Below are 19,043 nucleotides of genomic sequence, written 5' to 3'. Positions count from 1 at the left end.
CCCGTCCTCACGCAACGTGTCTCAAACCCTGGCCCCCATGCTCATCAGGCATGGCGCTCAACAACTGATGCAGATTCCTACGTGCTGGTGGGCCATAGCCTGGGCGCCAGGGTCATGGTGGTTGCCGCTCAGGCCTTGGGGACCAAGAAGGACGGCCCCCGGGTTGAGGCCGCCCACCTCGTCGGGGCGGCAATCGGCGCCAAGAGTGACTGGAGTCCGTTGACCGAGCGGGTCAACGATGCGGTCTACAACTACCACTCGACCAACGACAACGTCCTGAAACGCCTGTACAGCGTCGCTATGGCAGGCCAAAAGGCGGCTGGCCTCACCGGCTTCACGCCGACTCCTCCCAAGCTCAAGAACGTCGACGTCTCAGACCAGGTCAGGCGCCATTCTGACTACTTCGCGAACATCGCCATGGAGTGATGCGGCTTGGCGACGTTGCTCTCCAGATGGGTCAGACCGGCAGTTCACCATTCAGCATCGAAGTCCATACGCACGCTCAACAGCGTGACGGTGCCATCCGAGTCGAGCACCCCAGTCACCAGAATCCTTGGTGCAAGCACTCCGACACTGAGAGACGCGCGGTAGTCGGGACGGCCCGGGATCGGTTGGATGAGCTCGTCAAAGTCCGTTGAGAAGCGATCCGCGATTGCAGGGAGGTCGGCGAGCAAGAAGTCGGTGGCGGTGGGCTCTCCGTGGGCTCCGCGTTCAGATCCAAGTTGTTGGTCGAGAAGTTCGAAGAAGCGGTCGTCGACCTTGACCGGTCGACGTCTACTCATGGGGCAGTTGGAGGTGCTGCCGATCCGACGTCGGCGATGTGGCTTCGAATGTCGGACCGGGCTTGTTCCAGCAGATCTGCTGGAACCTTGTCGATGTCGGTGACGATGCTCTCCTGAACGACGGCATACCGCTCGTTGGGCGTCATCGCAAAGAGTTCGTCTGCGGTCCAGACCTTGCCTGAGTGCACAAATGTCATGGTAGCTCCTTGGTCGCGTTTCGATGCTTCGTCGAGCACTGTGACCAGGGCGTGTGACAATGAGGCGGGCAGGCGGCTGTTCATGGCGGGTCAGGCATCTGCCTGCCCCGCCACCGCCGAATGTGTGACTCGCCTCCAACGGCCGCCGGACATCCGGGCAGTCCACCTGATGTTGACGACCATGCCCAGAGTCTCACTGGTCCCCTGACAGGTCTCCACGCAGGCCTGCGAGACCAGGGCTGGTATCGAGATCTACACGGGCAAGGGAACGAGTTGCCGGGTCGCCCCCAAGGTCATGGTTGGCGGGTGGATGTCATCGCGGACGAGATCGGCTAGCTCGGGAGGTACCGACGATACCGTCAGGCGAAGCGGTGGTTCGCAGGTCGCCATGCGGTCCACCAGCTCGGAGCGATGTGACGGGGCCATAGCGGCGGCGGTTGGGTGCGCGCAGGCCACGGCGCGAGGCGGCATCCTTTTTGGTCGGGCGATCATCGACCCCATGAGTGGCTGCATCGATGGATAGTCGGCCATGACGTTCGTTCGTCGGTACTCACGTGGTCTCCTCGTTGATAGCGACGCCGCACTCGATGATCGCCGCCCACAACACGTCCAGGTCGAATTGGGCCACAGGGCGCCCCGGCGCCCCGTCGCACCTCCGAGATGATCGAGCTGCAGGAGACTGGCGAGCGGCCTGTTAGGCGCCACGTTCGTTGGGCATGAGCGAGGGCCTTGGTGACACTGACGGTGGGCACCCCGACGATGCCCTGACGCGCAACCCGCGCCAACGTTGGGGACGCCACGTTCGACGCGTTTTGGTCAAACGCGGTTCGGGAGGTTGAGTTTGCAACACCAACTCGCCCTGCCCACCCGGCCTGGGGGCAATCACACTGCTGGAGTGCCTCATCGTGATGATCGTCCGCGACACTGCCGCCACCGCCAGACAACTGGCCGAAGGCCACTACTTCCGTTGCCCTTGGGATGGCTGTTGCTGCACCAAGTTGTCGGCAATACGTGGCAAGGAGCCACGGATGACCAAACCATCGTGGATCCCTACGAGCGCCTCGTACTCGCCATACTGTGCGTGGAAGTGGGGAGGACTGCGGTCTCGCAAGTACATGAGGATCACGATCCCGTAGAACTCGCTGAGGCGGGGCATGTGGTTGACGGTATTGGCGTGCTGTGACAATCATTGGGACAGCGGGCGGTACAGCAACGGAAACCTCTGGGGGCGAGGCGGAGGCAGCGGTCCTGGCTGGCCCTGCGTCGAGTGAGCGCTGAGGCGCTCGACAAGCGGTGGCTATCGGCGGGCGACTCGTTCGGCGAACTGGTCGAGGGCGCGAGGATTTCGGGTGCCTGCCAGCGACGGTTTCGTTGGCCAGAGCCGATCTGGCGCAGAGCGTCGATTGATACCAGGGCGTCGATGGCATCGCCCGCCCGGCGATCGCTGATGCCCAACGCTTGGCTGATGTAGGCAACGTCGACGACGGGCTGCTTACTCACCACGTCCAACGCGCGGTGAGCTGCAGCATGGGAGCGAACCTTGAGTGCGTCCTGCCATCGGGCCCGGACCTCGGACAGGTCGGCGGCAATTGCTCGACCATGGTGCGCCGCAGCAAATGAAGCATCGGCGAAGCACTCGACGACCGGCGAGGGGTCTCCTGCTCGGTAGCGGGTGAGCGCAGCGAAGTACTGGTCGACGTCTTGCAGCAGCCCGGCAGAGACGGGCACCGTGACGTTTCGGGTGAGTCCCTTCGCCCGAAGGATGCTGTGGACGATCGCCCGGCCAGTACGGCCGTTGCCATCTGGAAACGGGTGGATCGTCTCGAACTGGGCGTGTGCGATCGCTGCTTGTTCGAGGACCGAGACGTCGTCTCGGGCAAGATGGGCGATCAAGTCGTCGATCGCCGCCGGCACCCGCTCGTGCTTTGGCGGAACAAAGTCCGCGGTGTGTGGGCCGTGGCGACTGCCCCCAATCCAGACCGGTTGGGTACGCCAGTGGCCGACGATGTCCGGGCGCATTGGCTCCATCAACTGCCGGTGCATCTCGATGATGGACTCAGCGTCGAGGCGATCTGCCAGCCTGATGGCGGCAGTCATCATGGTGCTGTTGGCGATAATCTCCGCAGCGTTGCGTTGGGATGTGTCGCCCAGTTCGGCAGCGGCGATGGCTTGAGCGGATGCGGTGAGATGTTCGATGCGGCTCGACGATGCGGACTCCGAGCGAAGCAAGATGGATGCCAATGGGGCGATCTCGTTCGACATGTCGGCGTCAAAGCGGGCGATGTGGGCGGTGGCCTCATCGAGCGCAGCCCTGGTTCCGGCGGAGAGATGAGCGTTGGCTGATGCGATGGGAGGGACGACGTTGGCCTGGTAGTCGCCGGAGTAGGCGCGCCTGTGTCGCCGGGGAATGGCGTCGACGTCGCCGACCTACCGAACCGACTCGAGTGTGGTCGCAGGCCAGCCTGTTGGTGAGCCCGGATGTGTCGCCATGGCACCTTACCGACACTTTCTCGTGGAAGCGTCGGTAATCTCCCTGTGAACCGGGCAGCGATGCTGCAACCAGAATGTCACCATGCCCCTGCTTGGGCAGCGTCCATGGTGGCTTCGGTCAGACGGGTGCCTTGGGCCGCTCGCTCGGTTTCGGAGCGAGGGGGTCCCCAGCGTTTGGACATCACGCGCGGAAGGCGCTGCCCGCACCTACCTCGCCGAGCAGCACATCGATCCTTGGTCGCCGGCTCGTCCAGATCTCGTGCTGGGAAGTAGCTCAGGTGAAATAGGCCTGCAGCGCCACGGTCACGGGTGGGATGGCCACGATCATCCCGACCATCCAGCGAGTCTGGGTTGCGAATCGATCCTGAATGCGGCCTTCCAGCTGCGCAATCTGAGCTGCCAGGTAGTCGCGGGTTACGGGTTCGTCAATTTCTCGGGCGGGGAAGTTGGTCAGCATCTCTTCGAGGGCTTCCTCTTCGATGATGTCGGTGAGGCCATTGTAGATAGCCGTGCGGCTCTTGTTGGTTAATGCCATGATGTGCTCCCGCGCCTCTCTCGTCAACGCCTCGCCAAGCGTCGTTTCCAACGTATTGATGGGTGGAGACCTTGAATATGGGTCGCGGTCTCCGGGGCGTGGTCCCCGGGTCGCGCTCCCCCCGGACGGCGCCGCGGCGCCGTCCGCCCTGCCCCATACGGGATTGCTGACCCGCATGCGACAGAACGGGTTGATGCCGTCCCCGCCCCGTGCATGTCGAAGGTTGCTGTCACGTGCGCCGCGGCGCTGTGCGGGTGATAGCAGCAGGTGGGTGCGCGAGGGTGACGTTTCCGTCGATCACCAACGTCGTGCCGATCGCTGGGCGTCATTGCAACGAGTTCGTCTGCGGTCCAGACCTTGCCTGAGTGCCCGGATGTCATGGTGGCTCCTCTGATCGCGTTCTGATGGTTGGGCCAGGGTGCCCGAGAGGTGTGACAACGAGCCGCTCAGCGAGGGCGGTCGGTGACGAATTCCGGCTGCCCTCGCTCCAACGCCGAGGTGCGACGCCCGACAGGTTTCGGGGGTCGCACCTTCCCCCGATGTTGCGGAACTGGAGGGGTCTCGCTTGCGGAATTGGAGGATCAGTCCCTGGGCGGGGAGGTGCTGCGATCAACCGGTGGGGGCGGGGGCCTCAGCGGTTTCGCGTGTCGTTGGGGTGGCCGAGTAGCGCGAGCTAATGGCGGCGATCGAAGCGACGGCCACGTCGGCCAACCCGGCGGAGAACTCGTCCTGGCTGGGGGAACCGACCGATTGCCACGACTCGATGGCGGAGAGCGCAAACCCAAACAGTCCGTCGATCATGATGGTGAGGACGTCGGTGGGGACTTCGATCCCCACGTTGCGCACCAACACCTCCGCCCGCAGGCGCACGACGCGGCGAGTGCGTTGTCGACCAGGCCGCGGTCTTCGCTGCGGATCGATCGCATGATGAACGACCGCAGCTCCGGTTCGGCGACGACGGTGTCGACCAGACCGTCGATGTAGGCGGTGACGATCTCCTGGACCGGCGGATCGGCGGGCGACCCGGTCGCCTGCGGGATGCGTTGCTCGACGATGTCGGCGAGCACCACGCTGATGGCGTCGGCAATGCCGTTCTTGTCGCCGAACTCGGCGTAGAGCACCGGCTTGCTCACCCCAGCGGAGTCGGCGATGTCGGCAACCGAAACGTCACCGCCCCCTGCTCGGACAGCGTCCATGGCAGCTTCGGTCAGGCGGGTGCGTTGGGCCGCCCGCTCGGCGTCGGAGCGAGGGGGTCGCCCCCGGCGTTTGGCCATCACCCGAGGTTGGCAGCGACCCTCACCGATGATCAACTCCGGGCGCCGTGACCAGGTACGCGGTCGCAACCTCGGTCCGGGCCTCACCCGACGGGTGGTAGCCGGGGTCGAGATAACGGGGGACTGCTTTCAACAGCAGTGACGTGGTGGGCAGCAGTCCGGCTCGCCCCGCCAGGTGAAACCGAATGATGCTGGCCCGCCGTTGGCGACGAGGAACGCTGCTGTCGTGGCGGAGCAGATGGTCGGTTCCAGCGATGAGCAGCGAGAACAAGCCGATGCAGGTCGCCAACATGACGAGACAGCGGCGGATGTAGCCGCCGCCCATCGCTTCGTAGGCGTCAAACGCCACGCTGCGATGTTTGCGGGCATGGGTGGCTTCCTGGCCGATGAACGCTTTGACGTCGCGGTCCAGATCGGGGTCGTCGATCAACGGCAGCGCCTTGCGGTACACCTGGCCAAACCATCGTTCGCCGGCCGGCAGCAGCAGGTGCAACACGTTGATGACGTGGGTGGTGTTCGGGTAGCCGGGCACCCAGTGGTCGGCGGTGGCGTCGTGGTCAAACCGCACCCGCCGAGGGCGGAACGGCACCTGCTCACCTGCGGGGTCGAGGGCCACCGGGGCGGTGGAGCGGGTGATCGTTGCGATCATGTGGTTGATTCCTCCGGGATTCGGTCGGTGACGGTCGGCGTGGGCTGGCGAGCCGAGTTGTTGGGGTGCGCTGCGATGCCTTCGGCGATCAAGTCGGCGACGCGTTCGGGGTGGGTCCGCGGCGACCAGCGGCCCGCAGCAACCTCCGAACGGGTGAACTCGTCCACGTACTGCTCGGAGCACGCCAGCACGCTGGGGCTGACATAGAAGTCCTTGGTGGCGACGATTTGATGGACCGGCACCCGCGTCCGGCGGGGGTCGGGTGCGGCCACCTTGCGGGGAATGTTGCTTCGATAGAGCGGAACCGCCGCGATCGCGTCGGCGGCCAACCCGGGTCCGAGATAGTCGCCCCTCGGATCGATCCCTTCGGTCAGCTTCAGCCAGTGGCGAAACAACGGCGCCAGCCAGAGCCGCCACAGCACGGTTCGCACGATCGGAATGCTCAACACCAGGGTGTAGAGCGACTTGGCCCCTTGGCCCCTTGGCGCACGGCGGCCTGAGGGCTGGATCGCATCGCTTCGCCGGTGTGGTCGAGGTTTGGGCCGGACACGGTGGTGAACGACTTCAGCTTCGTGGTGCAGCGATCGGTTGAGACGTACTCCCAGCCGATGACGCCACCCCAGTCGTGGCCCACCAGATGGACGCGCCGGTTGGGGCTGGTGGCGCCGATCACCGTGTCGATGTCGGAGGCCAATTTGTCGAGGGTGAAGGGCTGGTGCACGGTCGCGGGCAGGGAGTGGCCAACACCGCGGGTGTCGAAGGTGACCACGTGGTGGCCGGGCACGCGGGACCCGTCCGCCAGACGCTCGGCGACCGGACCCCACAGATCGCTGCGGTCGGGCCAGCCGTGCACCATCACGATCGTTTCGTTGTCTGTCGTTGGTGTTCCCCGTTCGGTGACCGCAAGCGCGGCGGTACCTGAAACCACTGTTGAACGCTTCACCGTGCCGCCTCGCTCAGTGCCCGACTGGGTGGCGACACGTCCAACGACGACGGGGAGCCCCGGTGTGTTTGGCCCGCCCGAAGGAAGGTGCCGGTGCGGCGGCTTCGCTCGAAGCCTGGGTCGAACGCTCCGTCTTCGAAGACGACCTCGCCTCCCACGAGGGTCGCCCGGACAGTGTCCTCGTTGCGTCGAACCATCCGAGACAGCCCTCCGAAGTGCGGCATTGGGGCTTCGTGGTAGTCGCCGATCGTGTCGTCGAGATGTTCGGGGTCGACGATCACCACATCGGCTCGGTCGCCGAGGCGCAAGTGCCCGGCGTCGAGACCAAACCAGTCGCTCAGCTCACCGGTGAGCCGGTGCACTGCCCGCTCGACGCTCATGAACGGGTGGCCGTCGCGTTCGGCGTCGTGGACCCGTCGAAGGAGATGCAACCCAGAGTTGTAGAACGCCATGTTCCTCAAGTGAGCCCCGGCGTCGGAGAACCCGATCTGCACGCTCGGAGAACCGGCGATGCGTTCGAGCATCTCAGGTCGGTGATTGGCCACGGTGGTTCGCCAACGCACGTTGCTGCCGCCGAGTTCGACCAACAGGTCTCAGAACGCGTCGAGCGTGCCGACCTTCCGCCAGCTGTTCGGGAGGATCGCCGCCGGAAGTTGTCCGAGACGATCTGCGACATCTTTTACAACCGGAAAGGCCGTCAATGGCACGGCGAACCGCCTCAAGTTTGAACTCTTTGCTGTAGTGAATTCCTGAACCATTGGTGGGCTCCTCTCGGATCACGCTACCGCTCGCGCCTTCGCGAAATCCGGTTCTCCTGACGTTTGTGTGGGTGTTCAAGCGGCCTGAACTTGGGTCGGGTGGGGGCCGGGGATTGGTGTGGGCCCGCAGCACAGGTTGATGATTGAAAGGGCAGCTTCGGCGGTGTGGAAGCCGTGGGCCCGAGCGAAGATCGTGCGGATCGCGGAGTGGGTGCCTTCGTTGCGGGCGTTGGTGATCCCGTAGAACCAGGCGTTGGTGACCTCGTCGAATCGTGTGCGGAGGGTTTTGGCCAGCTTGATGAACTGCGACAGCTGGGACCGTTGAGCCCTTGAGATCCAACGGTCGAGAAGCCACCTTGAGTCATCAAAGCTGAGCGAGTGGTCGGCGTAGATACTCCTGAGTGCTTCTTTGAGCTGGTAGGCACGCCAGATGCCCCGCCCGTAGCGTTTGATGTCGGTGAGCTGGGTGGCCTGGTTGTCGGTGAGGTTCTCGGGGTTGTGGAGGAGGACGTAGCGGGTTCGCTTGAACGTCTTGGCCTTTTCGGGATCGACTCGCTTCATCTCTGCGACGAGATCGCGGCGGGTTTCGTCGAGGGCTTTGGTGGCCATGGCCACGGCGTGGAAGGGGTCGAGGCAGATCGCCGCGTTGGGGGCGCACTCGCGGGCGGCTTTCGCGTATGGGGCACCGAAGTCCATCGAGATCGCCTCCAACTCGGCGGTTTTGTCGGGGCCGAGCTGCTCAAAGAACGCCTTCAGGGTGACCGCTGTGCGGTCTTTGGCGCCCCAGATGACATCACCGGTGTCGTGATCGACAACCAGGGTGAGGTATTTGTGGCCGCGTTTCCAGGAGATCTCATCGACACCGATGTGGACGAGGTCTTTGATGCGGGAGAGGTCCGGTGTGGCGGGGACGACCCGTTCGATGATCTTGTTCACGGTCCGCCACGCCACCCGACACAACACGGTGGCGGCGGTGCGGTCCATGCTGGTGACGCACCACACCACCAGGTTCTCGAAGTCGCTGGTGACCCTGGCGCCGGGGCGGGCGAAAGGCACCTGCTCGATCCGGACCCCGTGATTGGGGCACGCCAGGCGTCGAAGCGAACACGCAATGGTGAGGGGTCGGCCGCAGACGTCGAGGTGCCGCCATGTCGACGGTTTGGGACGGTGGTCATAGACCGCCCGGGTTGAGAACGTGCAGTCAGGGCATCGGAGCCGCCGGCGGGCCAGGCGGACGGTGACGATGATCTGGTCGGGTTCGAAAGCAACGGCCTGTACCCAGGTGGCAGACAGGCCAAGAAAACGGTTGAATGCTGTGGTGACGCGCACGGGTGATCTCCGTTCGAGGTTCAGGCGTAGACACCCCGAATCTTGACCGGCCCACCTGTGCGCGTCACACCCGACCGTTGAACCCCAAAACTCACCGCCCTACCGGCCGCTCCCAACAACGAATCCGCCGTTCTCAACCCGAAATCAGGCCCACACGAACGTCAGGAGCGCCCAAAATCCGGACGGCCTCCACGGATAGGTTAGAGGGCGCCAGAGCGCTTTTGGCCCTCGATTCCACCTCGCTCTGGTATTGGTCCGATGAGCACATTGAACGAGGCCTACCGTGCATGGACGTATGGGATCAGGTGCAGTCTTCGGCGGACTTAGCGAATGCCTGGATAAAGTTCATCTGCGGTAGTATTCACCGCTTAGAAGACGTGGCTGGCCATGTGGTGGAGTTGTGAGTCAGTCCGATCCGCATTTGGGCCGAAGGGAAGAAATGTGAGTTCTGAGGCTCAGTATTCGGTAGGGCAGATTGAGCGGGCAGCGGGTTCCTCCAAGACCTCGGCGACTGGACAGCTCGCCTGGGAGCTTGTCCATGCTGGTATCGATACCTTCTTCGTCGTGCCGGGTAGCCCCGCCAGCAGATTGATTTCAGATCTGAGTCTTCTTGGTGCACGGGTAGTGGACGCCCACGATGAGAAGTCGGCAGCAGAGCAGGCCTTCGGGTACAGTCTTTTCGGAGACGGAGCCGCTGTCCTAATCAAGGGGAATGGCGCGCTCTTTGCCGCAGAGCCGCTGCAGAACGCGGCGGCGCACCGATCTGGTGGCCCGCTCCTCTTCATCGTCGGCGACGACACCACCGCGACCGCCTCGACGGTGCCCACAGATGCTCGGTCCCTCGGACATCAGTTCAACCTTCCGGTGATAGAGCCGATCGGCTCAGCCACAATGCGCGCTACCGTCTGTAGCGCTATCCGTATGTCGCAAAAGGTGCAGGGGCCCACGCTGCTGCGTTTCACGAGCCAGCTTCAGGCCGTTCGCGGGTTGCCGCCGCCTGAACACCGGCTCCGAAACACCCCAGCGGAGTTGCCAACCCGAACGCGTGATCGGGTCGTTGATCATCAGCAGAGTAAGGACAGCCGGTGGGCGGACTATGCGGGCAGAAGGCTCTCCCTCATCCAACAGGAGGCTGATGAGGCTCCAACTGAACGTCGAGAGGGAATCGCTAAGCTCGGCGTGATCGTCGCTGGGAGTCTCTGGCAATCGTTTGCTCAAGTGTGCATTGACCAGGCAGTCATTCCGGCCCTTGCCCTCACGGTGGTTCATCCGTTGCCGCGCGTGGCAGTCCAGTTTGCTCAGGAGTTTGAAAAGCTACTCGTGATCGAGGAGGGCACGCCGTTCGTCGAGCGAGCACTTCGCAATGAGCTGGCCGTGCAAGGCTCGCCCGTAGTCATCCTCGGTCAAGACACCGAACACATCCCGCCCGGAGGTGCTCGTGGAGCGGATGAGGTCGACCGGGCTCTGACTGGCGAGTCGCCGGTTCCACCGCGGCCATCAATCTGGAAGGAGCACGACGCTGGCCGTGAACATCCCTACGCACCGGTGTTTGATGCCCTGCGCGAGCTGAGACGCGACTCGGAGTTGTTTGTTGCTTCCTGTGTCGGTTCATGCATTGCCGGTGCATACCCTCCATGGCAGGTGATCGACGTTGCACTAAATCTCGGAGGCGCGATCAATGTGGCTAGCGGTGTGGCTCGCCGAACCGGGGTCCCTGCCGTCGCTCTGATCGGGGATTACGGCCTATTCCACTCTGGGCTTTCGGGTCATGACCAAGTCTACCAGCAAGGGCTCGCCGTTCTCTCGATTGTGTTCGCCAACGGGCGGTCGGACAAAACAGGTGGACAACCCTCTCCCATTTCCTCCGATCTCGTCGATGGTGATCCGGTGGATTTGGGGCGAGTCCTTACCCGGGTCGCGGACACAGGGCGGGTCCACCACTATCGCCTCGACGGACACGATGCGATGTGGGTCCGACATGAGCTGCAGCGCCGCCTTCTGGACCTTCCGGCAACGGTTGTCTTGGAGGTGGGCGACGATGTTGCCCCAGCGAATATTCCGGGAGGGCTATCCTGATGAGTGTTCACGCCGTTGTGCTCGCTGGTGGTTCGGGGACCCGACTTTGGCCGGTTTCCAGTGATGCCCATCCAAAGCAGTTGCAGGCGCTCTTCTCCGACAAGCCGCTCCTACAACAAGCGGTCACCCGCTGCTCACTCTTTGCGCCGTTGGATCGTACGTGGGTGGTCGCCGATGTATGCGTGGCGCCCCAAATAGCGACCGTCCTCCCTGGGTTTGGCTTGGAGCGCATCATCGTTGAACCCGAGCGGAAGGGCACGCTTGGGGCGGTGGCTCTCGCAGCGGCACACGTAGCCACATTAGACCCCGAGGCCGTCCTCGTCTTCTTGCCGTCCGACCACTTGTGTGACCAGCCGAGCGTTCTGGCGGACGCCCTTGCCAAGCTCGCTCGGCACCTACCGCCTGGCGCTGTGGGGATCGTTGGCACTCCGGTCGAGCGGATCAACCCTCAACTTGGGCATTTTCACATGGAGCGTTCGGACTCTGAGAATCTCATCGGTGAGCCAGCGACGGTCGACCGGTACATCGAAAAGCCAAGTCGGGCCGAAGGCCTGACGCCTGGTGATTGGTTTGCCAACATGGGTGTCGTTGTTGTGTCTGCGGCCACGGTGGGCTCTCTCGCCGGGACGGCCGCGAGTGCCGCTCGGGCACTCATTGAAGGCGAAACGAGCGCCAGAGCTCAGTGGGATGGTCTCCCTGAACGACGCTTTGAGGACGTCGTGCTGCCGGTCGCAGATCGCCTCGTCGGGATTCAAGTTCCAGTCACGTGGGTCGACGTGGGGACCTGGGGCACTCTGAGCGACGCGGCCAGAGGCGGCGACCTGTTCAGCGGGCCGGTCACTGCCGCCAGTACCGAGCGCTGCGTTGCTGTGTCGACTGACCTGCGAATCGACCTCATCGGGGTTGAGGACCTCATTGTCATTGCTGCGGAGGGACGAGTCATCGTATGCCACCGGGATCGGATCAACGAGCTTGACGCGCTCCGAGCGCGGTCTGGACTAGAGGTTCAGGAGGAACTCCACAATGACGTCCGCTGACCCTTTGCCACGAGACACGCCAACGCGCGTATTGCTATGGACCGGCGCGGGCGTTTCGCATCCGGCGCCCACCAGCCTTCCACTGGGAGGTCTACTCACGCGGCGAGCGCTTGAGGACCTTTGCGTGCCGGGAACGCTTGAGGAGCTTGAGAAGGTGAGCGCCGTCCTTGGCCTAGTCGACGCCAAAGGCAAACCCCTCCCTCCTCGGCTCGAGGTCGTCCTTGGTGCTGCGATCGGTGCTGCGCCGGGAGCCGTGGCGGACCTCCTTCACGCGATCATCGATGCGCCGCCGAACGATCTCCATGAACTGGCCGCTGCCATCATTGGGGCTGGAGGCGCTTCGATTACGGTGAACTTCGACACCTGTATCGAGCGCGCCATAAACCCATCGAGTGATCGACCGCTTGATGATGTTCTTCACCTGCACGGGGCACTGCGGTCCGTCTCCGACTTACAGCACCTTGGCGCCTATTTTCACATCATCGAGCAGGGTCTTCCCGAGGAGGTCTCGGAGCAGCTAGATCGCCTGCTCTCCCAGGCGACCGATCTCTGGATAGCTGGCTACAGCGCGTCGGACTATTTCGACGTCCGCCCCTACGTCCGCAGCCTCCACACACGCGGTGTCGACCTCGCGGGTCTGCAGGTCATGTGGATAGTGCACGAGCCTGGGGCGGATCCAGTTGAACTCAACGAGTACATCTCGTGGTTGGAGGCGGCAGGGGCGACCGTGGATGTCGAGCGCGGCGCAACCGACGAAGTCCTGGTTCGACTAGCAGCATCAGCGGGGGTCTCCTGGACTCCGTCGACGTATGCGCCAACCTCTAGTGCCGACCCTTCGAAGATGCAACAGGACGATCCTGCTCGCGCCCGGGTGACGAAACGGTTCTTCGATGCACTGGGTTATACCAAGGGCATCGAAGACCTCATTGACCGAGAATTGGTGGTGCCTAGCATCGATGATCTGGGGCGCATCGCTTGGGCAAAGGGCGCCTTCAACACTGCTCGACGCATCTACCGAAATGCCCCGGCAGTGAGCCGGGCCGATCGGATGCATCGCGCCGAACGAACGGGTGCCTGCTTTTGGGCTCAGGGTCGTCTCTCTGTCGCAGCGTTCGTACTCTGGCGATCAAACGGGCTTGCAACCGCCTGCTTGGAGTCGCTTGACCCTGGGGAGGTGAACGAAGGCCTCAACTGGCTCGACACCTGCATTCGCACGCTGGACCACATGGAAAAGACCGAGCTGCGCATCGTTCCACAGGCGGAAGTACGTCGTCGCTTGCGAATCTTGCTGCCGACCTCACTCGACTCCCTACCGTTCGATCTGCGGGCACGGATCGGCGAGGTGTCAACTTGGCTCATGCACGGCACTGGCTCGGACGAGGCTCTCGCTGCTGCAGCGAGCGCTCAGGAGGGAATGGCCGAGGCAACTGCCTTGAGCGGGAACTTGAACTACCGGCACCGTGAGATCCGAGATCGCGTGTCGGATGGCGAGCGCGTGCCACCGGAGGAGTACATGTTGCTCCAAGTGCATATGCAGGAGATCGGTGCAGGCGGCGACGCCGCCCGTGTGGTGCTAATCCCGGGAGCGGAGGCAGCGTTCACAATGCCGAAGGTCGTCCGCGATGTCTTCTCCGTGCAGTTTGGGAACTGGCAGAGACTTCGGATTGTCGGGGTGTTCACTCTCAAACGGCTTCGAATACGTGCAGGAGCGTTACAGAGTCGTTAACTCCTCTCGTTTTTGGCTTCGACGGACCTGCCATTGCAACCACCCACCCCCAAGAGCTCCCCCGAGTGTGTTAAGAGCGACATCGAGTAGCGATGGGTAGCGCGTTGACGTGGCAAACAGCTGGAGCAATTCGATCATCGATCCGAGGGCTAGTGCGGATGCGAAGGGGGCCCACCGTGGTTGGAGGCGATCAGCGACCCATCTGCCGACCGGCACGAACCAGATCACGTTGAACACCAGTTGCGCCCAAAAGACCGGATCGTCCGTTGAACCGGCTTGTGGCAATAGGAGGCCTTCTAGGCGGTCGGAAGGAGGCATCCCATCCATACAGCCCGGACCGAGAACCGCTCCTGGGACCAAGCCGATAAGGAAGCACGATGCAGAGGTGCCGAGCATCATCGCTGCAGTGATCGCGATCCAGAGAGGGGCAAGCCAGTGCCGACTGTGGTGACGTCCTTTCCTGTCCACGTCCTCATCAATCATCAGAACGACCAGCGCACCGACGCGACATCGGTCCCCGCTCGATCCCCTGCAGTTCTCGATCATCCTTCAGATCCATAGCCAGTTCCTCTTCATCACCGGCGCCGGCATGTGGCTGCCCGCAAGGCCGTCCATAGAACGCCGCAGTCAGCGTCGAGTTTCAGTCGATCGAAGGACGCGACTAGTGAGGGCCAGGGGTGTTGCATTGGGTTTGGGTCTTGGACTTCGACGATTCGGGTCCAGGCGGACGGAAGAGTCTACCAACGAAGAGGCGTCAAGCCTCGAGTGCTGTCGCTCGATCATGTCGCAGGTGTGTCGGCCATGGGCGGACTATCCGCCTGTATGACCGTTTCAGGCGGTTGCCAGGTCCGGGCCTATGTACGATTCAAGGGTATGGTTTCTCGTCCACGGTCATGTCGGTCACGGTTGGGCTGCTGAGCGCAAGGGGCGTCTCGTTGGGAAGGACTGGTCAGTGCCGAAATGGTTCAGAAGTCGAGTAGTCCAACGTTGGGAATTGCTGCGCGGCGTATGGCATCGTCCGAGCTTTCGGACCAGGCTATTGATCAACTTCTTGGCATACCTGGGCGCAACTACCACGCTCTATCAACTCCTGCTCTGGATCTCGAATCGAGACAGCCTCGGATCGGCCCTCGTCAACGCGGTGCTCTTGATCGGAGGGGCGGTGATCGTACTACTGCGAACTCTGCCGTCCAGCCATCTCAAGATGAGGCATTCGAACTACTCTGCCGAGTTCGAGCTCCGAACGGCAGACATCTTCGCGGCTTCGGACGCACCGATTGTGGTGACAGCCAATAGGAATTTTGATGTATCGGGTCGCTGGGTGTCGGAGCACAGCCTGGTGGCCTTGCTCGCCGAGAATTGGTTCGCCGGTAGCCGGTCAGAACTCAAGACTGCGATCGGATTACAGGTCGCGGGCACCGCCGAGGCACCCATTGGGACGATCGTCAGGCTGGACGCGGATCTCGGAACCGCCCTGCTCCTGGGGGTGGCACGCCGCGATCCCGTGACCACTTCAACGGCACTTGTCAAGGAGATTGCTCAGGCCGAGTCAGCTCTCTGGGAATACGTTAGAGCGAACAACCTCGCCGAGATCACCGTTCCGCTGATAGGGGCGGGCTTCTCCAGGACCAAGGTAGGCCCAATTCCTCTCCTTATGGTTCTTCTCATCTCCTACGTGACGGCATCGATGGAGGTGCCAACCTGTCGGCTCCAGATCGTCTTGGGGACTGACGTGAATTTGAGCACTGCAATCGAAGTTGTAAGAGAGTTCGCAGATGCACTGGGTTTTGTTGAGATTGATTGAGAGTGGACGAATTGTTCCGCCCGGCAGTCGCTGGATTGGCCGCGTGTCTGGTGGTCGCTACTTCTCTGTGATCATGTCTTGGGACCTATTCTTGCCCACAGAGTGCGATGTCGTACCCATCACGCCGAGATCCGGGGATCTGCTGCTGGCCACCCCGACCGTGCTCCTTGTGTCGGCCTGGAGGCCTGTTCCGATAGTCCAATGTGCGAGGTCAGCAGTTGGGCGGGCTCGTCGTCTTCCAGGCCAGAGATGCGCGGCGGTAGCCGAGGCGACCCGAAGCAAACTGGTCAAGCAACCCGGCATCTCCCGGACCGACCTCTCTGGCGTCGGAGTGAGGCAGCCGCTCGCCGAGCATCCTCATAGGCGGGCCCGGGTCGGGCCGATCCGCACCAGCGCCTTGGGAGTTCTGGCTGGACCATCGCGTCAACGGCGGTGCCAGTGCCTTGCACGAGGCGGCGTTTGCGCGCCAGTCTCGGCATCACCGTTCCGGACCTCAGCCTCCGAACTATCGGACTTCTGCCTCCGATTCCGGCGCTATGGGTGAAGATTCCGCCTGGTCGGACTGGATCACGTTCGCTGCCGAGGCGGTTGCTGGAGCGCCGAGCGAGCCAGGGGTCTACCTCTTCCGTCAATCGGCGTCTCCACAGGTGATCTACGTCGGTTCGGCGGGGCCTCGGTCTCGCAACGGTGCCTCCAAACCGAGAGGCATTCAAGGTCGACTGAGGGCGTACCTGACTGGCAAGGGACTCGTATCTGGATTGGGGGAAAGGGCGTTCGACCGAGCGCTTGCCGATCCTGCCTGGGTTGGGGAGCGGCTGCACGAGATCGAGGAGGGTTGCCCGAGGGGGGCAAAAGAGTGGGGAGGGCTCGCCATGAGGCGAGCTGAATTGGAGATCTGTTGGGCAACCACAGGCATTAGGGCGGAGGCGGAGCAGCTTGAGCAGTGGATGATTGCTCGGGAGCCGGATTTGTGGAACCTGCAACGTCGTCGCGAGCTGCTTACCGGGATCGGTACAAGTCATGCAGAGGGAAGTTCTCGCTTGGAGTACCGTTCACGGAGTTATTCTTTAACCTCGCAGTAACTCCGAGTCCCTCCACCGGCCGTCTGGCAGGTTTCGTAGGCTTAATTATCGCCAACTCGTTTACGAAACGCGAAATGGGAAGAAAGCTCATTGAGGAGTTCATTCCCCACTGGGACCTCACCCATGTCGTCGACACTGATAAAGCCCGACTTTTTGATAACAATTCGGTAACAGTAATTCTATTTGGACGCAACCAGCGGCCGGTAGCGGACACGATCCGGACAGTCCAAGGAATCCGTGGCGAGCCAGCCACCCCAGCTGATCCAGCAAAGGGGCTTGTCTGGTCAGCAATCATCGACCAGATCGATGATCCCGGAAGTGAGTCTGCGTACGTCAGTGTTGCCGATATCGAACGGTCTCGATTTGCGAAGCACCCTTGGAGCATCGGCGGAGGTGGAGCCGCCGAACTAAAAGAAGTCCTGGATAAATTCGAATCAGGGAACCCAGCGACCTCTGTCCTGAGGAGAGAGCTTCATTGGTGAGCCGAGCCAGAGAAACGTAACTGGGTGGCGGTGCGACAGTTCACCCTGGATCCACCGGTGTTTGATAACAGTCGCGGATTGTGACGTTTGACTGACGCCCATTCATGGTTTGGTGTGGTTTCTGTGGTTCGGGGCGCGCCGAAACCAGGATCGTGGCAGGGTGGGGTGTGTCCGGACGGTCGGTGTTGTATGGCGGGTTCGGGGCCGCCAGGGTGGGAGCTATCCCGACCAGCGGGGCATGGCCGCGATCGAGGAGTTGCATGCTTGGATCCATTCGGCTGCGGGCCAGTCGAGAGGTCCGGAGATCCTCGGTTTGCCTTGTGGGCGACACACCCGGACCGCGAACGCGATGTACAGGTGCCGGATCGTGGCGAGGGTGGTGCGTTGTCGGACCGGGAACCCGTCGGTGTCGAAGTTGGTCGCCCAGCGGGCGATGTTGTGGGCGATCCCCGCGCAGATCACCCACGCGGCGTTGGCGTGACGGTCTGCCGACGGGATGTGGGCGAGCCCAGCGGCTTTGAGATCACGGATGTTCAACTCCACGATCGCGTGGGCACGATGGTAGGCGTCGGCCTCGACGGTTGGGAGCCCGTTCGAGGTGATGAACGCGTGGTGTTCCCACGTATCAAAGAGCGCACCGTCGGCGGTGTTACGGACCCGACGGCAGATGATCCGCCCCCACTTGTCATCGAAGATCTGGGCGACCTGGGCAACACCGGCCGGATAGACGATTGGCTCCCAACGGTCCTCGGGAACCGTGTTGATCAGGTCCCACATCCGCGAAGTTCGTTTCACCGTCACCGAATACCCGACATTCAGGTGAACACACCGGTCGATCAACTTCTCGGACCAGAACCCCGAATCGGCCCGGATCTCGATCGGTCCGACGTGCCCCGCCCGCCGAAGCCGACCAACAACGATCGACAACATCCGACGCGAACCGGCAGCGGTGTGGGCGTTGCCGTCACGGTTCCCACACGCGACGATCTCCCCGGTGTCGGCGATCGTGGCGACCAGCGGGTGATAGCCCAACTCTTTGGTGTAGCCGTAGGCGGCGCCTTCCTTCGCGGAGGAGAACACCCGGGCGATCGTCGAGTCGAAATCGACGACGACGGTGCCGTGACGCCACGGGGCCAGCCCGGCGTTCCACGCCCGGACGAACAACTCACCCGCGAGCAGATCGAGCTGGGTGACCGACACTTTGTCGAAACACCGAAGCCACGTGCCCAACGTGGACGGCGCATACGTGTGATGAGCCAACAGCTGGTTGGTAGCACCAGCGCGGAGCCGGTTGGCGTGGTCGATGTGGGAACCACCCGCGATCATCGTGGCGACCAGCGTTTCCAGCTTCGGTCCGACGTTCGCCGACCCATCCCCTTGGACGTTCACCCACCGCTGTGCGGTCTCGGCGACACCCAACCGTTCGAACATGGCTGAGACCAACATCAGCCCGCCATCACCAGACAGTTTCGGATCGTCAAAGTCGATCTTGATCGGACCGTTGCCATAGACCAGACTGCTCACCGGCAGTGCCTCCTCGTGCGTGGAAATCTTTGTGCTTTGAACACTCGAAGTTTCCCACCCCAAGGGGGCACTTGTCGCGTTGAGGAACATTCAACTCATGTCACACGCAAACCCCACCGGTGGATCCAGGTTCACCCAGCCCAACGTTGGTGGGGCTTATGGTTCAGTACGTCGGCAATGTATTTTCCGCGCGACTGGCCAGGGGCGGTGAAAGCTTCCCACTCTTGTGGCGGACAAGCTTGGTAAGCCCACTCAACCCCGTCCGGAAACCGTACCAAGATTGTTTCGGTGGCGGGGTCGTAGGCTTCCGCGACGATTCGCGTAGATCCATCTACTGCAGTCCATTCAATCATAT

Annotated in this window: 21 protein-coding genes; 6 read left to right on the top strand and 15 right to left on the bottom strand. The window is 62.6% G+C overall.

What is annotated here, in order from left to right:
• Positions 1–81 precede the first annotated feature (81 nt).
• Positions 82–426, top strand: a complete 345-nt coding sequence (locus MPARV_RS0112675; protein WP_031278508.1) for a DUF726 domain-containing protein — start codon at positions 82–84, stop codon at positions 424–426.
• 44 nt (positions 427–470) lie between these two features.
• Here MPARV_RS0112675 and MPARV_RS0112670 read toward each other — a convergent pair whose 3' ends face one another.
• From MPARV_RS0112670 to MPARV_RS0112615, 12 genes are all read right to left on the bottom strand, one after another.
• Positions 471–782: a hypothetical protein gene (locus MPARV_RS0112670; protein WP_020378517.1), complete on the bottom strand. Its 312-nt coding sequence runs from the start codon at positions 780–782 to the stop codon at positions 471–473.
• A complete protein-coding gene (locus MPARV_RS0112665; RefSeq protein ID WP_157789601.1) occupies positions 779–979 on the bottom strand; it encodes a hypothetical protein in 201 nt (66 codons plus the stop codon). Before MPARV_RS0112665 ends, MPARV_RS0112670 begins: the two co-directional genes overlap by 4 nt.
• A 958-nt stretch (positions 980–1,937) precedes the next feature.
• Positions 1,938–2,096 carry a DUF4160 domain-containing protein gene (locus tag MPARV_RS26085; protein WP_420886259.1) on the bottom strand — a complete coding sequence of 53 codons (159 nt, stop codon included), beginning with the start codon at positions 2,094–2,096 and terminating at the stop codon, positions 1,938–1,940.
• Positions 2,097–2,101: 5 nt separating this feature from the next.
• The gene (locus tag MPARV_RS21320; RefSeq protein WP_051011980.1) at positions 2,102–3,241 is read right to left on the bottom strand and encodes a Fic family protein; all 1,140 of its coding nucleotides are present in this window, start codon (positions 3,239–3,241) and stop codon (positions 2,102–2,104) included.
• 502 nt (positions 3,242–3,743) lie between these two features.
• Positions 3,744–4,004 (bottom strand): hypothetical protein, encoded by a 261-nt coding sequence (locus MPARV_RS0112645; protein WP_031278505.1) that lies wholly within the window; start codon positions 4,002–4,004, stop codon positions 3,744–3,746.
• Between the two features lie 609 nt (positions 4,005–4,613).
• Positions 4,614–4,841, bottom strand: coding sequence for a hypothetical protein (locus MPARV_RS0112640; protein WP_157789600.1), 228 nt, complete (start codon positions 4,839–4,841; stop codon positions 4,614–4,616).
• The gene (locus tag MPARV_RS0112635; RefSeq protein ID WP_031278503.1) at positions 4,802–5,278 is read right to left on the bottom strand and encodes a TetR/AcrR family transcriptional regulator; all 477 of its coding nucleotides are present in this window, start codon (positions 5,276–5,278) and stop codon (positions 4,802–4,804) included. Before MPARV_RS0112635 ends, MPARV_RS0112640 begins: the two co-directional genes overlap by 40 nt.
• 22 nt (positions 5,279–5,300) lie before the next feature.
• Entirely contained in the window at positions 5,301–5,927 is a 627-nt protein-coding gene (locus MPARV_RS0112630) for a metal-dependent hydrolase (RefSeq protein WP_020378511.1), read from the bottom strand.
• The gene (locus MPARV_RS22790) at positions 5,924–6,373 is read right to left on the bottom strand and encodes an alpha/beta hydrolase (protein ID WP_157789599.1); all 450 of its coding nucleotides are present in this window, start codon (positions 6,371–6,373) and stop codon (positions 5,924–5,926) included. The genes MPARV_RS0112630 and MPARV_RS22790 overlap by 4 nt, the downstream gene beginning before the upstream one ends.
• On the bottom strand, positions 6,370–6,870 hold the full coding sequence (locus tag MPARV_RS22785) for an alpha/beta fold hydrolase (RefSeq protein ID WP_051011979.1): 501 nt from the start codon (positions 6,868–6,870) through the stop codon (positions 6,370–6,372). Before MPARV_RS22785 ends, MPARV_RS22790 begins: the two co-directional genes overlap by 4 nt.
• Positions 6,867–7,394: a hypothetical protein gene (locus MPARV_RS0112620; RefSeq protein ID WP_157789598.1), complete on the bottom strand. Its 528-nt coding sequence runs from the start codon at positions 7,392–7,394 to the stop codon at positions 6,867–6,869. Before MPARV_RS0112620 ends, MPARV_RS22785 begins: the two co-directional genes overlap by 4 nt.
• 309 nt (positions 7,395–7,703) lie before the next feature.
• Positions 7,704–8,957 carry an ISL3 family transposase gene (locus MPARV_RS0112615; protein ID WP_020378508.1) on the bottom strand — a complete coding sequence of 418 codons (1,254 nt, stop codon included), beginning with the start codon at positions 8,955–8,957 and terminating at the stop codon, positions 7,704–7,706.
• Between the two features lie 441 nt (positions 8,958–9,398).
• Between MPARV_RS0112615 and MPARV_RS0112605 the strand changes: the two genes are divergently transcribed.
• From MPARV_RS0112605 to MPARV_RS0112590, 3 genes are all read left to right on the top strand, one after another.
• Positions 9,399–11,033: a thiamine pyrophosphate-binding protein gene (locus MPARV_RS0112605; RefSeq protein ID WP_172636580.1), complete on the top strand. Its 1,635-nt coding sequence runs from the start codon at positions 9,399–9,401 to the stop codon at positions 11,031–11,033.
• The gene (locus MPARV_RS0112600; RefSeq protein ID WP_081582270.1) at positions 11,033–12,070 is read left to right on the top strand and encodes a sugar phosphate nucleotidyltransferase; all 1,038 of its coding nucleotides are present in this window, start codon (positions 11,033–11,035) and stop codon (positions 12,068–12,070) included. Before MPARV_RS0112605 ends, MPARV_RS0112600 begins: the two co-directional genes overlap by 1 nt.
• 124 nt (positions 12,071–12,194) lie before the next feature.
• Entirely contained in the window at positions 12,195–13,796 is a 1,602-nt protein-coding gene (locus tag MPARV_RS0112590) for a hypothetical protein (protein WP_157789597.1), read from the top strand.
• On the opposite strand, the gene MPARV_RS26080 is transcribed toward MPARV_RS0112590, so the two are convergent.
• Positions 13,782–14,114 carry a VanZ family protein gene (locus MPARV_RS26080; protein ID WP_420886258.1) on the bottom strand — a complete coding sequence of 111 codons (333 nt, stop codon included), beginning with the start codon at positions 14,112–14,114 and terminating at the stop codon, positions 13,782–13,784. The two genes, MPARV_RS0112590 and MPARV_RS26080, sit on opposite strands and share 15 nt — an antisense overlap.
• A gap of 733 nt (positions 14,115–14,847) precedes the next feature.
• Between MPARV_RS26080 and MPARV_RS0112580 the strand changes: the two genes are divergently transcribed.
• Together MPARV_RS0112580 and MPARV_RS24800 are read left to right on the top strand one after the other, a co-directional pair.
• Positions 14,848–15,600, top strand: a complete 753-nt coding sequence (locus MPARV_RS0112580; RefSeq protein WP_157789595.1) for a macro domain-containing protein — start codon at positions 14,848–14,850, stop codon at positions 15,598–15,600.
• A 1,156-nt stretch (positions 15,601–16,756) separates the two neighbouring features.
• Positions 16,757–17,164, top strand: coding sequence for a hypothetical protein (locus MPARV_RS24800; protein ID WP_157789594.1), 408 nt, complete (start codon positions 16,757–16,759; stop codon positions 17,162–17,164).
• A 219-nt stretch (positions 17,165–17,383) separates the two neighbouring features.
• Here the strand turns inward: MPARV_RS24800 and MPARV_RS0112575 are convergent, their stop codons facing one another.
• Positions 17,384–18,688 (bottom strand): IS1380 family transposase, encoded by a 1,305-nt coding sequence (locus tag MPARV_RS0112575; RefSeq protein WP_020378501.1) that lies wholly within the window; start codon positions 18,686–18,688, stop codon positions 17,384–17,386.
• A 131-nt stretch (positions 18,689–18,819) separates the two neighbouring features.
• Complete coding sequence (locus tag MPARV_RS26075; protein WP_081582268.1) at positions 18,820–19,041, bottom strand: KTSC domain-containing protein; 222 nt, start codon at positions 19,039–19,041, stop codon at positions 18,820–18,822.
• Positions 19,042–19,043: the final 2 nt, after the last annotated feature.

The sequence above is a fragment of the Candidatus Microthrix parvicella Bio17-1 genome (genome assembly GCF_000299415.1).
GTDB lineage: Bacteria > Actinomycetota > Acidimicrobiia > Acidimicrobiales > Microtrichaceae > Microthrix > Microthrix parvicella.
This window is presented reverse-complemented; position numbering and strand designations above follow the sequence as displayed.

Coding starts and splice junctions, on each gene's coding strand:
- MPARV_RS0112670 (WP_020378517.1), bottom strand. CDS start 782: ATGAGTAGACGTCGACCGGTCAAGGTCGACGACCGCTTCTTCGAACTT.
- MPARV_RS0112665 (WP_157789601.1), bottom strand. CDS start 979: ATGACATTTGTGCACTCAGGCAAGGTCTGGACCGCAGACGAACTCTTT.
- MPARV_RS26085 (WP_420886259.1), bottom strand. CDS start 2,096: ATGTACTTGCGAGACCGCAGTCCTCCCCACTTCCACGCACAGTATGGC.
- MPARV_RS21320 (WP_051011980.1), bottom strand. CDS start 3,241: ATGTCGAACGAGATCGCCCCATTGGCATCCATCTTGCTTCGCTCGGAG.
- MPARV_RS0112645 (WP_031278505.1), bottom strand. CDS start 4,004: ATGGCATTAACCAACAAGAGCCGCACGGCTATCTACAATGGCCTCACC.
- MPARV_RS0112635 (WP_031278503.1), bottom strand. CDS start 5,278: ATGGCCAAACGCCGGGGGCGACCCCCTCGCTCCGACGCCGAGCGGGCG.
- MPARV_RS0112630 (WP_020378511.1), bottom strand. CDS start 5,927: ATGATCGCAACGATCACCCGCTCCACCGCCCCGGTGGCCCTCGACCCC.
- MPARV_RS0112620 (WP_157789598.1), bottom strand. CDS start 7,394: ATGCTCGAACGCATCGCCGGTTCTCCGAGCGTGCAGATCGGGTTCTCC.
- MPARV_RS0112600 (WP_081582270.1), top strand. CDS start 11,033: ATGAGTGTTCACGCCGTTGTGCTCGCTGGTGGTTCGGGGACCCGACTT.
- MPARV_RS26080 (WP_420886258.1), bottom strand. CDS start 14,114: ATGCCTCCTTCCGACCGCCTAGAAGGCCTCCTATTGCCACAAGCCGGT.
- MPARV_RS24800 (WP_157789594.1), top strand. CDS start 16,757: ATGGGAAGAAAGCTCATTGAGGAGTTCATTCCCCACTGGGACCTCACC.
- MPARV_RS26075 (WP_081582268.1), bottom strand. CDS start 19,041: ATGATTGAATGGACTGCAGTAGATGGATCTACGCGAATCGTCGCGGAA.